This is a genomic window from Neisseria sp. CP9, assembly GCF_047758525.1.
GTDB lineage: Bacteria > Pseudomonadota > Gammaproteobacteria > Burkholderiales > Neisseriaceae > Neisseria.
Map to the genome: position 1 here is coordinate 159784 of NZ_CP180502.1, position 18780 is coordinate 178563.

Here is an 18780-nt window from a genome sequence, read left to right on the forward strand (position 1 = left end):
CCTCAACAAAGTTGAACCATTTTCAGACGACGTATCGGTTGTTTAGTGTTTTTGAAATAGCTTCATCAAAGGCAACGCTACGGCGCAGGCGATGGCACCGGCAATCAGCCCGACGGCAAGGTTGGCGATATGCTCCATCAAGCCGCTGTCCCAATGGTGCGCGTGTAAGAAATCATGCAAAAAGCCCAAGTTGTGCGCAATCAGACCACCGCCGACAAGGAACATGGCAAGCGTACCCACCACGCTCAAACCGCGCATGAACCAAGGCATAAAGGCAATCAAGCCCTGTCCGACCGTTTGGATGCCCGTACTTTTTTGACGCATCAGCAGCATACCGAAGTCGTCGAGTTTGACGATAACACCGACCAAACCGTACACAAAAACCGTCATACCGACGCCGATTGCCGTCATCACCAGCGAACGGGTCATCAGGTCATATTTTTCGACCACGCCCAAAGCAATAATAATGATTTCGGCAGACAGGATGAAATCGGTACGAATCGCGCCTTTAATCTTGGTTTTTTCGTCCAGCGTTTCGGCGGCAGCCTCCTCGTCTTCATGCGCTTCGTGGCGGTGTAGAAACTTATGCAGCAGCTTTTCCACGCCCTCGAAACACAAATAAATCCCGCCTATCATCAATAAAGGCGTGATCAGCTTCGGCAAAAAGGCAGACAGCAGCAAAGCCAGCGGCACCAAAATCAGCTTGTTCACCAAAGAACCTTTCGCCACCGCCCAAATAATCGGCAGCTCGCGTTCCGCCGACACGCCCGTAACCTGATTTGCATTGAGCGCCAAATCATCGCCGACCACGCCCGCCGTTTTCTTGGCGGCCATTTTGGTCATCAGGGCAACGTCGTCCAAGACAGCGGTAATATCGTCCAAAAGGGTGAAAAGCGAGGCAAAGGCCATGATATATTTCCGAAAAAGGGTCAAATTGAAGAAGCCGGCTATTATAACCGAGAAAGTATGACACCGAAGGCTTTCAGACGACCTTTAATGGAAATTAACGGAATTTGGCGCGGCTTAATTGAAAACCTGCCGCCTCAGCATCAGATATCGCTTGGGAAAGATTTGAATCGGATGGCAAGACAGCACTTCGCCAACTCAAAAAGGTCGTCTGAAAACCGCCCTCCTCTTTTGAACTGCACCCCAAAAGTTGGACACATCCCCTCCAACTCACAAGGTGCAGTTTTTTTATGAGCAGAGACCTTTGCAAAAAAGCCCTTCCCTCGACAGCCGGAACCCAAACACAGGTTTTCGGCTGTTTTCTCCCCAAATCACTCCTAATTTTACCCAAATACCCCCTTAATCCTCCCCGGATACCTGATAATCAGGCATCCGGGCCGCCTTTTAGGCGCAAACAGGCGCACTTAGCCTGTTAGCCGCTTTCAACAGGTTTAAACACATCGCCTTCAGATGGCTTTGCGCACTCACTTTAATCAGCCCGAAATAGGCTGCCCGGGCATAGCGGAATTTACGGTGCAGCGTACTAAAGCTCTGTTCGACCACATAACGGGTCTTCGACAAATATCGGTTGCGTTTGGTTTGTGCTTCCGTCAGAGGGCGGTTGCGGTGGGCTTTGCGCAATGCCGTCTAACAACCGATGCTCTTTCAGATGTTGCCGGTTTTCCTTACTGTCATAGCCTTTGTCGGCATAGACGGTCGTACCTTCGGCAATGCCTTCCAACAAAGGCAACAGGTGGTTGCACTCATGTGTATTGGCCCCAAGCCGCCTAACGCTCCTCCAGCCCGGCCAAAATCGCACAATCCGGGCAGTCGTCTCCCGCGCAGGCATCATGCCAGCGTTGCAGCTCGGCCACCATGCCCTGCAAGCGTTCGATTTTGGCTTCCAGCTCGGCGATGTGCCGCGCGGTGAGCGTTTTCACTTCGCGGCTGGTGCGCTGCGGGTTGTGTTGCAGGCTCAAAAGCTGCCCGATCTGCGGCAGCGAAAAGCCCACTTCCCGCGCATGGCGGATAAAGCGCAGCCGGGCAAGGTCGGCCTGTCCGTAGCGGCGGTAGCCCGCTTCGCTGCGCGCGGCCGGGGCGATTAGGCCGTGCTTTTCGTAGTCGCGGATTTGTTTGGCGGAAAGGCCGCTCTCGGCCGCGGCCTGGCTGATGTTCATCATGATGCTTGACCTTTACTTCGGGTGAAGCTTTATAGTGGCGGCACTTAGCGGGAAAGCAAGAGCAGACCCATCATTTCAGGCTACCTGAAAGCTTTGGCTGCAACGGGCTTTAAAACCTCAGCCTCATTCCAACAGAAAGGAAACCCTATGCAAACCATCACATTAAACATCGAAGGCATGACCTGCGGCGGCTGCGTGAAAAGCGTTACCAGCATCCTCGAAGGCGTAAACGGCGTGGACAAGGCCGAAGTGAGCCTGGAAAACAAGAACGCCGTCGTGGAATTCGACCCCTCCCAAACCAACCCCGCCGCGCTGATAGAAGCGGTGGAAGACGGCGGCTTTGATGCGGCTTTGTAAATCGAATCGCAACAAATCGACTGCAACACCCCAAAGGCTACCTGAAAACCCTGCTCCGCTTTTTTCAGGTAGCCCAACCACATTCAGAAGGAAGAAACCATGCAACAAAAAGTCCGTTTCCAAATCGAAGGCATGACCTGTCAGGCCTGCGCTTCGCGCATTGAAAAAGTGTTGAACAAAAAAGACTTTGTCGAATCGGCGGGTGTGAACTTCGCCAGCGAGGAGGCGCAAGTGGTGTTTGACGACAGCCAAACCTCCGCTGACGACATCGCCAAAATCATCGAGAAAACCGGCTACGGCGCAAAGGAGAAGACGGAAGAGGCTCTGCCACAGCCCGAAGAAACCGCGCATGTAAGCTGGCGGCTGTGGCTGCTGTTCGCCATCAACGTCCCGTTCCTTATCGGCATGGCGGGGATGATGATCGGTCGGCACGATTGGATGATTCCGCCGGTATGGCAGTTTGCGCTGGCAAGCGTGGTGCAGCTTTGGCTGGCGGTGCCGTTTTACAAAAGCGCGTGGGCGAGTATTAAAGGCGGGCTGGCGAATATGGACGTGCTCGTTACCATTGGCACGGTGTCGATTTATCTGTATTCCGTTTATATGCTGTTTTTCAGTCCGCACGCGGCACACGGCATGGCGCACGTTTATTTTGAAGCGGGCGTGATGGTGATTGGTTTTGTGTCGCTGGGCAAATTTTTAGAACACCGCACCAAAAAATCCAGCCTCAACAGCTTGGGCTTGCTTTTGAAACTTACGCCGACCCAAGTCAACGTGCAACGCGATGGCGAATGGAAACAACTGCCCATCGACCAAGTGCAAATCGGCGACCTTATCCGCGCCAACCACGGCGAACGCATTGCCGCCGACGGCATTATCGAAAGCGGCAGCGGCTGGGCGGACGAGAGCCATCTCACCGGCGAATCCAATCCCGAAGAGAAAAAGGCGGGTGGCAAAGTGTTGGCGGGCGCGCTGATGACCGAAGGCAGCGTGGTGTACCGCGCCACACAGCTCGGCAGCCAAACCCTGCTCGGCGACATGATGAACGCGCTCTCCGAAGCGCAAGGCAGCAAGGCGCCGATTGCGCGTGTGGCGGATAAGGCGGCGGCGGTATTTGTGCCTGCCGTCGTAGGCATCGCGCTTTTGACTTTTATCGCCACTTGGCTGGTGAAAGGCGATTGGACGGTTGCACTGATGCATGCCGTTGCCGTTTTGGTGATTGCCTGCCCGTGTGCGCTCGGTCTAGCGACGCCCGCCGCGATTATGGTCGGCATGGGCAAAGCAGTGAAACACGGCATTTGGTTCAAAGACGCGGCGGCGATGGAAGAAGCCGCCCACGTCGATGCCGTCGTGTTGGACAAAACCGGCACGCTGACCGAAGGCAGACCGCAGGTTGCCGCCGTTTATTGCGCCCCCGACAGCGGCTTTGACGAAGATGCTTTGTACCGCATCGCCGCCGCCGTCGAACAAAACGCCGCCCACCCGCTCGCCCGCGCCATCGTCTCCGCTGCCCAAGCGCGCGGCTTGGAAATTCCCGCTGCACAAAACGCGCAAACCGTCGTCGGCGCAGGCATTACTGCCGAAGTCGAAGGCGTGGGCTTGGTGAAAGCGGGCAAACTTGATTTTGCCGAATTGACCTTGCCCGAGTTTTCAGACGACGTCTGGCGCATCGCAAGCATCGTTGCTGTTTCTGCCAACGGCAAACCCATCGGTGCATTCGCACTCGCCGACGCGCTGAAAGCCGACACTGCCGAAGCCATAGGTCGTCTGAAAAAACACGGCATCGACGTTTACATCATGAGCGGCGACAATCAAGGCACGGTCGAATACGTCGCCAAACAACTGGGCATCGCACACGCCTTCGGCAACATGAGTCCGCGTGACAAAGCCGCCGAAGTGCAGAAACTCAAAGCCGCCGGCAAAACTGTGGCAATGGTCGGCGACGGCATCAACGACGCGCCTGCGCTCGCCGCCGCCAACGTCAGCTTCGCCATGAAAGGCGGCGCGGACGTTGCCGAACACACCGCCTCCGCCACGCTGATGCAGCATTCGGTCAACCAACTCGCCGATGCCCTGCTGGTATCGCAAGCCACTTTGAAAAACATCAAACAAAACCTGTTTTTCGCCTTCTTCTACAATATCTTGGGCATCCCACTCGCCGCACTCGGCTTCTTAAATCCCGTCATCGCAGGCGCGGCAATGGCGGCAAGCTCGGTGTCGGTGTTGGGTAATGCCTTGAGGCTGAAACGGGTGAAGATTGAGTAATATGGAAAAGGTCGTCTGAAACAAGGTTTTCTCTTTCAGTTGCCTATTTCAGACGACCCATCATCCGGTAAACGATATAAAGAGCCAAGTTTTCAAACTTGGCTTTGTAACATATATAGTGCCGCGTCACCCGCCACCATGCAACGTAACGATTTTCCGCGCTTGGGGTTTGCTATAAAATCATTACCATCGCAATGTCCTTCCCCGCCTTGCCCCATTACCAAAAAAACCAAGGAGAAAATATGAAAACCGCTATTGTCGATTACGGCATGGGCAACCTGCATTCCGTCCTCAAGTCCGTACAGGCCGCGCAAGCCTTGTCCGGCAAAGCCGCCGAAATTTTTCTGACCGACCGCCCCGAAGACATCCTTGCTGCCGACAAAATCATTTTCCCCGGTCAGGGCGCGATGCCTGACTGCATGGCGGCACTGCGGCAAAGCGGTTTGGGCGATGCAGTGGAAGACGGCTTGAAAAACAAACCGTTTTTCGGCATCTGCGTCGGCGCGCAATTATTGTTTGAACACAGCGAAGAAGGTGACACTACCGGACTGAGCTGGTTTAAAGGCAGGGTCAAACGCTTCGCCGCCAACCAAACCGATGCACACGGAGGTCGTCTGAAAGTGCCGCACATGGGTTGGAACACAGTACGCCAAACCCGCCCGCACCCGCTGTTTAAAGACATCGGACAAGAAACGCGCTTTTACTTTGTCCACAGCTACTACTTTGCCCCCGAAGCCCCCGAAACCGTCCTCGCCACCAGCGAATACCCGCACGAATTTGCCTGCATCGTCGGCAAAGACAATGTGTTCGCCACCCAGTTCCACACAGAAAAAAGCCATGACGCGGGGTTGCTGCTGTTGCGCAACTTCTTGGATTGGCAGCCCTAACAGTCTGTTTATAGCAAAAGGTCGTCTGAAATATTTTCAGACGACCTTTCATATCACAAACTCAGATTCAGTTAAAAACCAACACTTCTTTTCTATTCACAAAAAATCGTCTGAATACCAAACTTGATTTCAGACGACCTCTTACATCGCTTGCCTGACATTTCAATCGTAAAAAACTGCTTTCAGACATAAAGATAATGTTTTGAAAATCAAAACGCGGCAGAGTCATCAAATGATGTTTTGCCGCGTTACCGTTCAAGCCTAGAGGTACACAATCTCGCCGCTGCGCCCTTTGCTTTCCTGACTTGCCCACCAAACAAACTGCGGCAATACGTCGGTATAGTTTTTACGTTCGCTTTTCGACTCGCCCGGATGCGATTTGATGCGTTGCGGCGAGTTGATCGGGCCCGGAATCAGAACATTGGCGCGCAGGTTGTCAAAACGTTCCCACTCGTCGGCAGCGACTTTGCACAAATAATTCAACGCGGCTTTAGACGCGCCGAATCCGCCCCAATAAGCCTTGGGATCTTCGCCATGACTCTCTCCGACAAAAATCACAGAGGCATCGGAAGATGCTTTGAGCAAAGGCAGCATCGCGCGTGTCAAACCCATCGGCGCGACGGTGTTGATCCGATATTGGTTGACCCATTCGGATACGGTTTGGAAATCCAAAGGAGAAAGCGCATAGAAATAGCTGGCGCAATGCACGATACCGTCCAAACGCCCGTTTGTCGCTTCGGCAATGGTTGCGGCAAATTGGTCAAACTCTTTTTCTTCCGCACTCATTAAGTCAAAACAGATGGCAAAGGGTTCGGGATAGCCGGCATCGACAATGGCATCATAAACTTTTTCCAACTTCTTTTGATGGCGCGCCACCAAAATGACAGTCGCGCCAGCCGCCGCATAAGCCTTGGCAACCTGCTCGCCCAAACCTTGGGACGCGCCGGTTACCATGATGATTTTATCGGATAAAGTTGACATGATTTTCTCCATTTTTAGATTTATAGTGGATTAACTTTAAACCAGTACGGCGTTGCCTCGCCTTAGCTCAAAGAGAACGATTCTCTAAGGTGCTGAAGCACCAAGTGAATCGGTTCCGTACTATCTGTACTGTCTGCGGCTTCGTCGCCTTGTCCTGATTTTTGTTAATCCACTATATCAATAAATTATCGACAAGCTGAAAGAAGACTGAAGCATTGCTGATACATCAGAAACCGACTGTGAAACCGTGCAACCTATTGCCTGCTCATCCACTTTTTTATTTAAAAAGAAACGATAAACAGGCAATCGTTCGGTCGATATTCTCAATAGTGTGAAACCTATTGTTTCAGACGACCCCGCAATCAATCGGCTTCAGTAAATCGGAAGCTTGATTTACGCTTCGCCGCCTTCGATATCCGATACGGCGTTCTCAGCTTCATTGCCTTCCGGATTTCCCGCTTCGGGATTTTCATCTTCCGCTTCTTCGGCAACGCGTTCCAGCGATACCAAGGTTTCGCCTTCGTCCAGATTAATCAGGCGCACGCCTGCTGCGGCGCGGCCGGTTTCGCGGATTTGTTCGACTTTGGTGCGGATGAGGACCCCGCCGCTGGTAATCAGCATCAGGTCGTCGGTTTCGCTAACCAAAGTTGCGGCGACCAAATCGCCGTTGCGCTCGCCGGTATTGATGGCGATATTGCCTTGTCCGCCTTTATTTTTACGGCTGTAATCGGCAATCGGGGTACGTTTGCCGTAGCCGTTGGCAGTGGCGGTCAGCACTTGCAAATCGCTTTGCGCGGCTTCGGGAGCAAAGGTAATCAGGCTGACGATTTTGCCGTCGGCAGGCAGGCGCATACCGCGCAGGCCGCCACTGCCGCGACCGGACGGACGCACGCCGTTATTTGCTTTTTTTAGGTAAGAATATGTCGAAGGTCTGCGAATTATTTTTTCAAAATACTCGTTCACATCGCCATCTACATTTTCATCGTAAGTACGATAATCTTCTTGTTCGTTATCTTCATAATCATGTTGATGAATATCATTAGGACGTCCATTAACTACGATAGTGGCAACTTTAATTTTTTGTTCTCGAGAAAAAGTTGAAGTGAACTCAATAACCGGCTTTAAGAGTTCTTCCATTTCTTCATCCCATTCCAAAGAATTTTCTTCGTTTCCTAACAGTAACTCGGAAACTACGCCATTGTTTGCGCTGCTTTGTTCATTAAATCGATGTATAAAAGGTTCATATAATTCAACTAACTGCTTGATTACTTCATCGTTGGATTCACTAAATCTCAAAGCTTTACCTAAATTAGAAAATAACATTACATCATCTGAACCAGTGGTGCGTGATGCTCCTATCAAGTAATCTCCCTCGTTTAATGCGATGGCTTTGATGCCTTGGCTGCGGACGTTTTTAAAGGCTGAAAGCTGGACTTTTTTCACCATGCCTTGTGCAGTGGCGAAGAAAACATATTGGTCTTCGGGAAATTCGCGCACGGCGAGGATGGCGCTGACTTTTTCGCCTTCTTCCAACTGGATAACGTTGTTAATCGGACGGCCGCGGCTGTTGCGTCCGCCTTCGGGCAGTTTGTAAACCTTAATCCAGTGGCACTTGCCGAGATTGGTGAAACACATCAAATAGTCATGCGTATTCGCAACGAACAAGGTTTCGATGAAGTCTTCGTCTTTGGTCGCCGCCGCCTGTTTGCCGCGTCCGCCGCGACGCTGCGCCTGATAGTCGGTGGTCGGCTGGGTTTTGATATAGCCGCCGTGAGTCAGGGTAACGACCATTTCGCGTTGCGGAATCAGGTCTTCATCGGCAATGTCGCCGCCGAACGGATTGATTTCGCTGCGGCGTTCGTCGCCGAAATTGGTTTTGGTTTCTTCCAATTCTTCGCGGATGATTTGGGTGATGCGTTCCGGTTTTGCCAAAATGTCCAAAAAGTCGATGATTTTTGCCATGATGTTTTTGTAGTCGCCGACGATTTCTTCTTGGTCGAGGCCGGTCAGGTTACGCAGGCTCATGCGCAGGATAGCGTCAGCCTGGATTTCGCTCAGATAATAGCCTTGTTCCTGCAAGCCGAGGTTGGCGGGCAGGCCTTCGGGGCGTGCCATGCGCAGGTCGAGGTCGGTACGGCTCAGCATGTCTTCCACCAAACCGCTGCGCCATGCACGGGAGAGCAGTTTTTCTTTGGCTTCGGGCGCGTCGGCGGATTCTTTAATCAACCGAATCATCTCGTCGATATTGGACAGTGCGACGGCTTTACCTTCGGCGATATGACCTTCATGACGCGCTTTTTTCAGGCGGAACAAAGTGCGGCGGGTAACGACTTCGCGGCGGTGGCGCAGGAATTCCGCCAAAATCTGTTTCAGGTTCAACAGGCGCGGCTGACCGTCCACCAAAGCAACCATGTTGATGCCGAAACTGTCTTGAAGCTGGGTGAGTTTGTAGAGTTGGTTTAAAACGACTTCGGCGTTTTCATTGCGTTTCAATTCGATAACGACGCGCATGCCGGATTTGTCGGATTCGTCGCGCAGGTCGGATACGCCTTCCAATGTTTTTTCGCGCACCAACTCGCCGATTTTTTCCACCAGTTTGGCTTTGTTCACCTGATACGGAATTTCGTCGATGATGATGGCTTCGCGTTCGCCGTTTTTACCTATGGGTTCGATATGGGTTTTACCGCGCATAACGACGCGGCCGCGGCCGGTTTTATAGCCTTCGCGCACGCCGCTCAAGCCGTAGATGGTTGCGCCGGTCGGGAAATCGGGCGCTTGAAGGATATTGATCAATTCGTCGATTTCGATTTCGGGTTCGTCCAAAAGACGCAGACAGGCGTTGATAGTGTCGGTGAGGTTGTGCGGCGGGATGTTGGTCGCCATACCGACGGCGATACCGGACGAGCCGTTGACCAAAAGCGCGGGGAAGCGGGTCGGCAACACCAGCGGCTCGTGTTCGCTGCCGTCGTAGTTTGGGCCGAAATTGACGGTTTCTTCTTCGATATCCGCCAGCATTTCATGGGCGATTTTCGCCATGCGGATTTCGGTATAACGCATCGCCGCAGCGCCGTCGCCGTCAACCGAACCGAAGTTGCCCTGACCGTCGATTAAGACGTAGCGCATCGAGAAATCCTGCGCCATGCGCACGATGGTGTCGTAAACCGCGGAATCGCCGTGCGGATGGTATTTACCGATGACGTCGCCGACGATACGCGCCGATTTTTTGTAGGCGGCGTTCCAGTTGTTTTTCAGCTCGTGCATGGCGTAAAGCACGCGGCGGTGCACCGGCTTCAAACCGTCGCGCACATCGGGCAGCGCGCGGCCGACAATCACGCTCATGGCGTAATCGAGATAGCTTTTGCGCATTTCGTCTTCAAGGCTGACGGGCAGGGTTTCGAGTGCGAATTTATGGTCGTTGCGGATAGTTGCGTCGGTCATGGTTTTCTTTATTTCGTATGGCAAAAATAGATGGGAATTTTAGCATAAAACCGTGCTTTTCGGGCTTTTTGCATCCCTTTCGAATCATATGGCGAATAAACTGATTTTTTGCCATAGCTGCCGTACTCCCGTACCGTCCGCGGCTTGTTGCTTTAATGGTTACCTGCTATTCCTACCTGCCCACATAAAAAGGTCGTCTGAAAACTGAACTGGCCCCCAAATCTTGGACACTCATAAAAGCCTTTTCAGGCGCTCTGTGTAAGCTGGGTTCTGTATGCGACAGGACTCAGCTTTTTCAATTTCAAACTGCAACGCTCCCGGTTGTAGTAATCCATATAGTCATCTATCTGCTTCATCAATTCGTCCACCGTCAATTCACCTGCGTTATAGAAACACTCCGTCTTCAACACCGCAAAGAAGCTTTCCATCGGCGCATTGTCCCAGCAGTTCGCCTTTCGCGACATGCTTTGAACCATGGAATGCTCCGCAAGCAATTCCCTATACCCCGCCGTACGGTACAGCACGCCTTGGTCGGAATGAAGCATCGTTCCTTTATCAGTTAGACGGGGTGCGGCTTTTTCGAGCATTTCCTTCACCATTTCACTGTCGGCTCTGCGGCTCATGGCGTAGGCGACGATCTCGCGGTTGAACAGGTCCAATATCGGCGAGAGGTACAGTTTGCCGTCGCTCCCTTTGAGTTCGGTCACGTCGGTCAGCCATTTTTCGTTGGGCTTTCGGGCTTTGAACCGGCGTTTGAGGAGGTGTTCCGATATCTCGCCCATGGCGGGATGGCGGTAGGCTTTTTTCGCCCGTATGAGGGCTTTCAGCCCCATCTGTTTCATCAACCGCGCCGCTTTTTTGCGGTTCCAACCCAATGCTGCGGCAATGCGCCTTTGCCCGTAGCGTCCTTTATGCCGCCGGTAGGTTTCGACGAGGAGGGCTTTGTCGGCTTCGTCGGGGTCGGGTCGGTCTTGGTGGTGGTAGTAAAAGCTGCTTTTGGGCAGGTTTGCGATGTGCAGCAGGTATTTGAGCGGGTGTTGCGCCCTCAGTGTTTGGACGGTTTGGCTTTGTCCTTTTCGGTCCGCTTTTGGCTGAGGGCTTTTAACTCCTTTAGGTAGGCGACCTCTGCGCGCATATAGCACAACTCTTCAATAAGCTCTGCCTGTGTTTTTTCTTGGTCGGGTTTATCTGCGATGAAGGGGTTTTTGCGGTGGTCGGTCATGGTTTTGGATTGGGGATGTTCGAGTGCGCCGATGCCGCCTTCTTGATAGGCGCGTATCCATCGTCTCAGGTGGGTTCGGGAAATGCCGTAGTGGTCTGCAGTACGCTGTTGGCTGCGTATATGCAGGTAGTGAAGTACGGCTTGGTATTTGAAGTGTAATGTATATTTGCTCATAAAAAAACTGCACCTTGTGAGTTGGAGGGGGGATGTCCAACTTTTGGGGTGCAGTTCAAACTTAAACTATGATTTTCAGACGACCTTTTACTATTTTAAGTAATCATTTACGGAGCGGTTTGTTCCAACTCAAGCGCGGCGGCAAGCAGCGACAGTCGCGCCATCACGCCGTAAACGTAGAGGCGGTTGTGTTCGTTGTCCACATCACAGTCTTTCTCGGAGCGCAGCATGCCGAGCGAGTCCCATTGTTCGAATACGCGTTTGCAGGCTTCGGGGGCTTCTTGAGAGTTGTCGCCGCTGCCGGTGGGGATACTGTTCGACAACGGAACGAACACCATACCGCCGGCGTTGAGGTTTTCGTCCGCACCACGCCCTTCGTGTACGCGGAAAAAGCCGCCGATAACGAAACGGTCCATCATATAAACAACGGGTTCGCACACGGCGCCATTCATGGTTTCATAGGTATAAATGCCTTCTTGGACAATCACTTCGCTGACTTCCAAGCCTTCTTTCACCTTCGCCATTTTGTTGCGGTTTTTGCGGTTCAATCCGCGCACTTCGTCGGCGGATTTGACGCTCATCACGCCCATGCCATAAGTACCTGCGTCGGCTTTGACAATCACGAAAGGCCGGTCGGTAATGCCCAATTCGTCGTATTTGGCTTGAATTTTTGCCAGCACGCGTTCTACCGCTTCCGCCAACGCATCTTCACCTTCGCGCTCTTGGAAGTCCAAACCGCCGATTTTTTCAAAATACGGGTTAATCTGCCATTCGTCGATGTCAATCAGCTTGGCAAATTCGGCGGCGACTTGGTTGTATGCGCTGAAATGCTCTGTTTTGCGGCGCGTCGTCCAACCGCCGTGCAGCGGAGGCAATACGGTTTGGTTGATGCCTTTGAGAATGTCGGGAACGCCCGCGGACAAGTCGTTGTTCAACAAGACGACGCAAGGCGAGAAACCGTCTGCAAGATGGACGCGCTCGCGGGTACGCAATAAGGGCTCCAGCAGGATTTTATCGCCCAACGCGGTTTCAAATTCGGTCGGTTCGGTAACTTCCGGATTCAGGCTGCCCAAACGGACTTCATACCCTGCCGAGCGCAAAATCTCGCTGAGTGCGTAAACGTTTTGCAGGTAGAATGTGTTGCGGGTATGGTTTTCGGGAATAATCAATACGGATTTTGCCGTTTCGCAAGCGCGTTGTACCGCATCTTGAGCCGCCACTGCCGCCAGCGGGATGAAATTCGGATTCAGGTTGTTGAAACCGCCAGGAAACAAGTTCATATCAATAGATGAAATTTTGTAACCGGCATTGCGGATGTCGACCGAACCGTAAAATGGCGGGCGGTGCGCGTTCCATTGCGAACGGAACCATGCTTCGATTTTGGCGTGGTTGCACAAGATTTTCGCTTCAAACGCCTGAAGTTGCGACAGATGTTCGGCAGCCATAACCGGTAATTTCATTCTCTATACCTCTGTTGTCGGATGTAGGATACGGATGGAAATGATAGTGCTTTTTTAGGCGGTACGACAAGCATTGTTTCAAATAAAATACCTCTTTTTGTCAACAATTCTACAATTTGTCTAATTTTTGAAAGTTATTTTTAGATTTTTATGTGAAAATGTAGAAATTAGACAAGTTTCTATTGCACTACCCCTATAAAAAGCCTAAAATCCGCCCATTAAAACAAACCATCTACTCCTATTATTAATAAGCAAAGATAACCCATCATGAGCGCACAAACCCTCTACGACAAACTCTGGAACAGCCACGTCGTCCGCGAAGAAGAAGACGGCACTGTCCTGCTCTATATCGACCGCCATTTAGTGCACGAAGTCACCAGCCCGCAAGCATTTGAAGGCCTGAAAATGGCGGGACGCAAGCTGTGGCGTATCGATAGCGTCGTCTCCACCGCCGACCACAACACCCCGACCGGCGATTGGGACAAAGGCATCCAAGATCCGATTTCCAAGCTGCAAGTCGATACTTTAGACAAAAATATCAAAGAGTTCGGCGCACTCGCCTACTTCCCGTTCATGGATAAAGGTCAGGGCATCGTTCATGTTATGGGTCCGGAGCAAGGCGCAACCCTGCCCGGCATGACCGTCGTCTGCGGCGACTCGCACACCTCTACCCACGGCGCATTCGGCGCGCTGGCACACGGTATCGGCACTTCCGAAGTCGAACACACTATGGCGACCCAGTGTATTACCGCGAAAAAATCCAAATCCATGCTGATTGCCGTTGAAGGTCGTCTGAAACCGGGCGTTACCGCCAAAGACGTCGCCCTCTACATCATCGGACAAATCGGTACGGCAGGCGGTACGGGCTATGCCATTGAGTTCGGCGGCGAAGCCATCCGCAGCCTTTCGATGGAAGGCCGCATGACCCTGTGCAACATGGCGATTGAAGCAGGAGCGCGCTCCGGCATGGTTGCCGTCGATCAAACCACCATCGACTATGTCAAAGACAAACCCTTCGCACCCAAAGGCGAAGCATGGGACAAAGCCGTCGAATACTGGCGCACGCTGGTTTCCGACGAAGGCGCGGTATTCGACAAAGAATACCGTTTCAAAGCCGAAGACATCGAACCACAAGTAACATGGGGCACATCGCCTGAAATGGTTTTGGACATCAGCGGCAAAGTACCGAATCCTGCCGAAGAAACTGATCCCGTCAAACGCAGCGGCATGGAGCGCGCCCTCGAATACATGGGTTTGGAAGCCGGCACGCCGCTGAACGAAATCCCCGTCGACATCGTATTCATCGGCTCCTGCACCAACAGCCGCATCGAAGATTTGCGCGAAGCCGCCGCCGTCGCTAAAGGCCGTAAAAAAGCCGACAACGTACAGCGCGTGTTAATCGTTCCCGGCTCCGGCTTGGTTAAACGGCAGGCGGAACAAGAAGGCTTGGACAAAATCTTCATCGACGCCGGTTTCGAATGGCGCGAACCAGGCTGCTCGATGTGCCTCGCCATGAACGCCGACCGCCTCACTCCGGGCCAACGCTGCGCCTCCACCTCCAACCGTAACTTCGAAGGCCGGCAAGGCAACGGCGGGCGCACGCACTTGGTCAGCCCCGCTATGGCTGCCGCCGCCGCGGTAAACGGTAAATTTACCGACATCCGTACTATGGCATAATCTTTCAGACGACCTCATCAATAAAGGTCGTCTGAAAACACGTTGCTCAAGCAAATCTCCCTATCGTTGCGCAAAACGTCTGAAACCTTTTCAATCATTTATCACTTGAAAGGAATCCATTATGAAAAAACTTTTTGCATTGGCTGCCGCAGCTTTCATCTTGTCTGCCTGTTCCAGCACATGGTCCGGAGCAAAAGATGATACCAGCCGCAACTGGGATAAAACCAAAGAAACCGCCGGTCATGTAGCCGACAAGACTGAGGAAGCCGTTAAAAAAGGCGGCAATGCCGTAGGTCGCGGCATGACTCATGTCGGCGAAAAACTTGAAGCCGCTACCGAATAAACCGGCAACCAAGGTCGTCTGAAAAATCCAAACCTTTTTTCAGACGACCTCTTACCCTACATCAATAAGGCATCCAGAAATATTCAGCATCTCATAAAAAGGAAGAAACCATGAGCAATCCGTCAAGCTGGTTTGGTATTCACGCCCAAGATTTGGATCGAGCCAAAGCGTTTTACGAATCTGTCTTCGGCAAACCTTTGCAAGATATCGGCGGTAACGGCTTCCGTTTCATCATTTTTCCTGCCGATTACACGCAACACGGTACTGCCGGCATGATTTGGCACGACAGCAACGCCCAACCCGGTCACGGCGGTACAACCATTTTCTTCAATTGTCCGGATTGTGCCGAGACCGCAGAAAAAGCCGTTTCAGCAGGCGGAAAATTGTTGCAGGGAAAATTCCCCATCGCCAACGGCTTTGCCGCCTTTATCGAAGATACCGAAGGCAACCGAATCGGTTTGCACAGCACACGTTAATCCAACCCGCCAAACAACTATCATTTTTTTCACATTATTCCTATAAGAACCTGACATGAAAGCCTTTACCAAAATCAACGCCATCGTCGCCCCGCTCGACCGCAGCAACGTCGATACCGACGCCATCATCCCCAAACAATTTTTAAAATCCATCAAACGAAGCGGCTTCGGCCCCAATGCCTTTGACGAATGGCGTTATCTCGACCACGGCGAACCGGGCATGGACAACAGCAAACGCCCGCTGAACCCCGATTTTTCTCTGAACCAGCCGCGTTACCAAGGCGCGCAAATCCTGTTGACGCGCAAAAACTTCGGCTGCGGCTCCTCGCGCGAACACGCCCCTTGGGCATTGGACGACTACGGCTTCCGTGCCGTTATCGCCCCCAGCTTCGCCGATATCTTCTTCAACAACTGCTACAAAAACGGCCTCCTGCCCATCGTGTTGACCGAAGAACAAGTTGATCAGCTTTTCAAAGAAGTCGAAGCCAACGAAGGCTATCAGCTTTCCATCGACCTTGCCGAGCAAACCTTAACCACGCCTAGCGGCGAAACGTTCAAATTCGACATTACCGAGCACCGCAAACACTGCCTCTTAAACGGTTTGGACGAAATCGGCTTAACCCTGCAACACGCCGACGAAATCCGCGATTTCGAAGAAAAACGCCGCCAAAGCCAGCCTTGGCTGTTTAACGGTTGATAAACGATGAGGTCGTCTGAAAACGAGCGTAACGAATTTTCAGACGACCTCTTTTATTAACACACAATCAGGTCGTTACTCTTTACCATCATATTTGAAAAACATACCCAACAATTTCACACACACAACACCATGAAAAAAATTATCCTGCTCCCTATACTTTTTATCAGCCTCGCCGCACATGCGGAATTCTCAGAAATTCAAGATCCTGACGGATACAGCAACTTACGCGAAAAACCGAACACCCAAAGCCGAATCCTGACCAAAATTCCAAACGGTACCCATGTTTATACCCCCGAGATGGACGGAAAGCTTCATTTAGAACACGGTTGGCAGATGACCTACGATTTGCGCGGCAAAAAAAAGCTAGATGGCTGGGTGCATACTTCGCGACTGATTCCGTTGTCGCGTTATGAAAGCATCCCCGTTACGGCCACTGCCGACGGCTTTACCTGCCAAAAAAACGGTATGGGCGTGCGCATTAAATCGGAACGTTTCAACTATAAGAAAGAAAAACATCTGTTTACACACGATCAATACGGACTTTCCCATTATCGCGGAAAAGAAATGTTCGGCACTGACGGTACAATTCCATTCAGCCACTATCGTGAAATTGCCTTTTTCCGCAACGGTAAAACACAAATCGCTCCCCGAGCCCAATATGACCACCTGTTCGACCCATATTTTGAAAAGGCAGGCGATAATACACAACTGAGCCACTGTTACTACCGCGCTAAAGACGATACCCTTTTCTTAACGACCGTCATCGGAGATGGTGCCGCCTATACTGAAGTCTTATTTGTCTTCCGGCAAGGCATCTTGAAGAACGTATTGGCTTCGCTACACCCTGAGGTTTAATTTTCAGACGGCCTTTTTATCTCTTTCTGCAAAACATGATTACCGACATCATCAGCAATGCCACCCGCTACGCCGCACTGCACCCCGACTTCGCCGACGCCGTCCGGCTGTTGCAAACGCTGGATTTCGCCGCCCTGCCTGACGGCCAAGTGCCGTGTGAAAATCCAAACATCCGCCTCTTTATCGGCAGCGAACCGATGAGGAGCAAAGCCGATGCCAAGCCGGAAGCGCATTTGAAACATATCGACATCCAAGTCCCCATCAGCGAGGAAGAAACCTACGGCTGGATAGACAGAGGTCGTCTGAAAAACGGTTTGGGCTACGACGAAAAGCGCGACATCGAATTTTTCGACTGCGAACCGGAAACCTGGCTCACGCTCCAACCGGGCGAGTTCGCCCTCTTCTTTACCAACGACGCGCACGCCCCATTGGTGGGCGAAGAAAAGTCCATACGCAAAGCCGTATTTAAAATCCGCATCGAAACCGAACGTTACTGATTCCCTTCAATTCTTCGCCAATACTGTAAAACTCGGCTACATTGCTCATTGCGTTCCTGAAAAATCTGCCTGCATGATTTCCACGCAGCTTTCTCGATGCCGCAATGGTACAATCAGCCTCGTTTAAGCAAACCGACCTGCAAACAGACACAAAAGGTCGTCTGAAAACACCATTCTTACAAATGGAAAACACATCGCCGTTTTCAGACGACCTTCCCCTTTTCCAAACCCTCATAAGGATTTTGCCATGACCAAACATATCGCCATCCTCCGAGGCGACGGCATCGGCCCCGAAATCGTCGCCGAAACCGTCCGCGTACTCGACAAACTCATCGCCCAAGGCTTGGACGCCGGCTACGAATACGCCCCACTAGGCGGCGAAGCCTACGACGAATACGGCCATCCCTATCCCGAATTCACGCAAAACCTCTGCCGCAAAGCCGATGCCGTCCTGCTCGGCGCAGTCGGCAGCCCGCAATACGATAACCTCGACCGCCCGCTGCGCCCCGAACGCGGCCTATTGGCAATCCGCAAAGACCTGAACCTGTTTGCCAACCTGCGCCCCGCCATCCTCTATCCCGAGCTTGCCAACGCCTCCACGCTCAAACCCGAAATCGTCGCAGGCCTCGACATCCTCATCGTGCGCGAACTCACCGGCGACATCTACTTCGGCGAACCGCGCGGCATCCGCGTTTTGGAAAACGGCGAACGCGAAGGCTACAACACCATGAAATACAGCGAAAGCGAAATCCGCCGCATCGCCCACGTCGCCTTCCAATCCGCCCAAAAACGCAGCAAAAAAGTCTGCTCCGTCGGCAAAGCCAACGTCTTGGAAACCACCGAACTGTGGCGCGAAATCTTTGAAGAAATCGGCAAACAATACCCCGACGTCGAACTCTCCCACATGTATGTGGACAACGCCGCCATGCAGCTCGTGCGCGCGCCCAAACAATTCGACGTCATCGCCACCGGCAACATCTTCGGCGACATCCTCTCCGACGAAGCCTCCATGCTGACCGGCTCCATCGGCATGCTGCCCTCCGCCTCGCTGGACGAAAACGGCAAAGGCCTGTACGAACCGTCACACGGCTCCGCCCCTGACATCGCCGGACAAAACAAAGCCAACCCGCTGGCCACCATCCTCTCGCTTACCATGCTGCTGCGTTACAGCCTGAACGACGAAACCCGCGCGCAACAAGTCGAAAGCGCCGTCCAAAAAGTGCTGCAACAAGGCTTGCGCACCGGCGACATTTACGAAGAAGGCACAAAACTCGTTTCCTGCTCCGAAATGGGCGACGCCGTACTCGCCGCCTTGTAAAAGGTCG

Annotated in this window: 16 protein-coding genes and 3 pseudogenes; 10 read left to right on the forward strand and 9 right to left on the reverse strand. The window is 52.4% G+C overall.

Annotated features, from left to right (window positions below):
- Window positions 1–42: 42 nt before the first annotated feature.
- The 3 genes and pseudogenes from ACMYUL_RS00755 to cueR all read right to left on the reverse strand — a co-directional run bounded on the left by ACMYUL_RS00755 (window position 43) and on the right by cueR (window position 2126).
- Window positions 43–909, reverse strand: coding sequence for a DUF808 domain-containing protein (locus ACMYUL_RS00755; protein WP_070515003.1), 867 nt, complete (start codon window positions 907–909; stop codon window positions 43–45).
- A gap of 441 nt (window positions 910–1350) precedes the next feature.
- Window positions 1351–1723 (reverse strand): annotated as a pseudogene (locus ACMYUL_RS00760) (transposase); the annotation flags it as partial.
- A 10-nt stretch (window positions 1724–1733) separates the two neighbouring features.
- Entirely contained in the window at window positions 1734–2126 is a 393-nt protein-coding gene (gene cueR / locus ACMYUL_RS00765) for a Cu(I)-responsive transcriptional regulator (RefSeq protein WP_003742986.1), read from the reverse strand.
- Between the two features lie 147 nt (window positions 2127–2273).
- Here cueR and ACMYUL_RS00770 point away from each other — a divergent pair, with 147 nt between their 5' ends.
- The 3 genes from ACMYUL_RS00770 (at window position 2274) to hisH (ending at window position 5632) form a co-directional block, all read left to right on the forward strand.
- Window positions 2274–2483: a heavy-metal-associated domain-containing protein gene (locus ACMYUL_RS00770; protein ID WP_415771566.1), complete on the forward strand. Its 210-nt coding sequence runs from the start codon at window positions 2274–2276 to the stop codon at window positions 2481–2483.
- A gap of 99 nt (window positions 2484–2582) precedes the next feature.
- On the forward strand, window positions 2583–4745 hold the full coding sequence (locus tag ACMYUL_RS00775; protein WP_415771569.1) for a heavy metal translocating P-type ATPase: 2163 nt from the start codon (window positions 2583–2585) through the stop codon (window positions 4743–4745).
- A gap of 242 nt (window positions 4746–4987) precedes the next feature.
- Window positions 4988–5632 carry an imidazole glycerol phosphate synthase subunit HisH gene (gene hisH / locus ACMYUL_RS00780; RefSeq protein ID WP_415771572.1) on the forward strand — a complete coding sequence of 215 codons (645 nt, stop codon included), beginning with the start codon at window positions 4988–4990 and terminating at the stop codon, window positions 5630–5632.
- 261 nt (window positions 5633–5893) lie between these two features.
- On the opposite strand, the gene ACMYUL_RS00785 is transcribed toward hisH, so the two are convergent.
- From ACMYUL_RS00785 to gshA, 6 genes and pseudogenes are all read right to left on the reverse strand, one after another.
- Window positions 5894–6613: an SDR family oxidoreductase gene (locus ACMYUL_RS00785; RefSeq protein ID WP_415771574.1), complete on the reverse strand. Its 720-nt coding sequence runs from the start codon at window positions 6611–6613 to the stop codon at window positions 5894–5896.
- A gap of 393 nt (window positions 6614–7006) precedes the next feature.
- Window positions 7007–7510 (reverse strand): annotated as a pseudogene (locus ACMYUL_RS00790) (DNA gyrase C-terminal beta-propeller domain-containing protein); the annotation flags it as partial.
- 372 nt (window positions 7511–7882) lie between these two features.
- Window positions 7883–10051 (reverse strand): annotated as a pseudogene (gyrA, locus tag ACMYUL_RS00795) (DNA gyrase subunit A); the annotation flags it as partial.
- A 245-nt stretch (window positions 10052–10296) separates the two neighbouring features.
- Window positions 10297–11193 (reverse strand): IS3 family transposase, encoded by an 897-nt coding sequence (locus tag ACMYUL_RS00800; protein ID WP_415771357.1) that lies wholly within the window; start codon window positions 11191–11193, stop codon window positions 10297–10299.
- Complete coding sequence (locus ACMYUL_RS00805; RefSeq protein ID WP_308862247.1) at window positions 11097–11447, reverse strand: helix-turn-helix domain-containing protein; 351 nt, start codon at window positions 11445–11447, stop codon at window positions 11097–11099. The genes ACMYUL_RS00800 and ACMYUL_RS00805 overlap by 97 nt, the downstream gene beginning before the upstream one ends.
- A 107-nt stretch (window positions 11448–11554) precedes the next feature.
- Window positions 11555–12907, reverse strand: a complete 1353-nt coding sequence (gene gshA, locus ACMYUL_RS00810) for a glutamate--cysteine ligase (protein WP_342031502.1) — start codon at window positions 12905–12907, stop codon at window positions 11555–11557.
- 267 nt (window positions 12908–13174) lie between these two features.
- Here gshA and leuC point away from each other — a divergent pair, with 267 nt between their 5' ends.
- The 7 genes from leuC to leuB all read left to right on the forward strand — a co-directional run bounded on the left by leuC (window position 13175) and on the right by leuB (window position 18773).
- Complete coding sequence (gene leuC / locus ACMYUL_RS00815) at window positions 13175–14584, forward strand: 3-isopropylmalate dehydratase large subunit (RefSeq protein ID WP_003765512.1); 1410 nt, start codon at window positions 13175–13177, stop codon at window positions 14582–14584.
- Between the two features lie 121 nt (window positions 14585–14705).
- Entirely contained in the window at window positions 14706–14927 is a 222-nt protein-coding gene (locus ACMYUL_RS00820; protein ID WP_049224328.1) for a hypothetical protein, read from the forward strand.
- Window positions 14928–15037: 110 nt separating this feature from the next.
- Window positions 15038–15403 (forward strand): VOC family protein, encoded by a 366-nt coding sequence (locus ACMYUL_RS00825; protein WP_415771577.1) that lies wholly within the window; start codon window positions 15038–15040, stop codon window positions 15401–15403.
- A 55-nt stretch (window positions 15404–15458) separates the two neighbouring features.
- The gene (gene leuD, locus ACMYUL_RS00830; protein ID WP_415771579.1) at window positions 15459–16100 is read left to right on the forward strand and encodes a 3-isopropylmalate dehydratase small subunit; all 642 of its coding nucleotides are present in this window, start codon (window positions 15459–15461) and stop codon (window positions 16098–16100) included.
- Between the two features lie 132 nt (window positions 16101–16232).
- Window positions 16233–16958, forward strand: a complete 726-nt coding sequence (locus ACMYUL_RS00835) for an SH3 domain-containing protein (protein ID WP_415771581.1) — start codon at window positions 16233–16235, stop codon at window positions 16956–16958.
- A gap of 35 nt (window positions 16959–16993) precedes the next feature.
- Window positions 16994–17455: a YhcH/YjgK/YiaL family protein gene (locus ACMYUL_RS00840; RefSeq protein WP_415771583.1), complete on the forward strand. Its 462-nt coding sequence runs from the start codon at window positions 16994–16996 to the stop codon at window positions 17453–17455.
- A 247-nt stretch (window positions 17456–17702) separates the two neighbouring features.
- A complete protein-coding gene (leuB, locus tag ACMYUL_RS00845) occupies window positions 17703–18773 on the forward strand; it encodes a 3-isopropylmalate dehydrogenase (RefSeq protein ID WP_415771585.1) in 1071 nt (356 codons plus the stop codon).
- Window positions 18774–18780 lie beyond the last annotated feature (7 nt).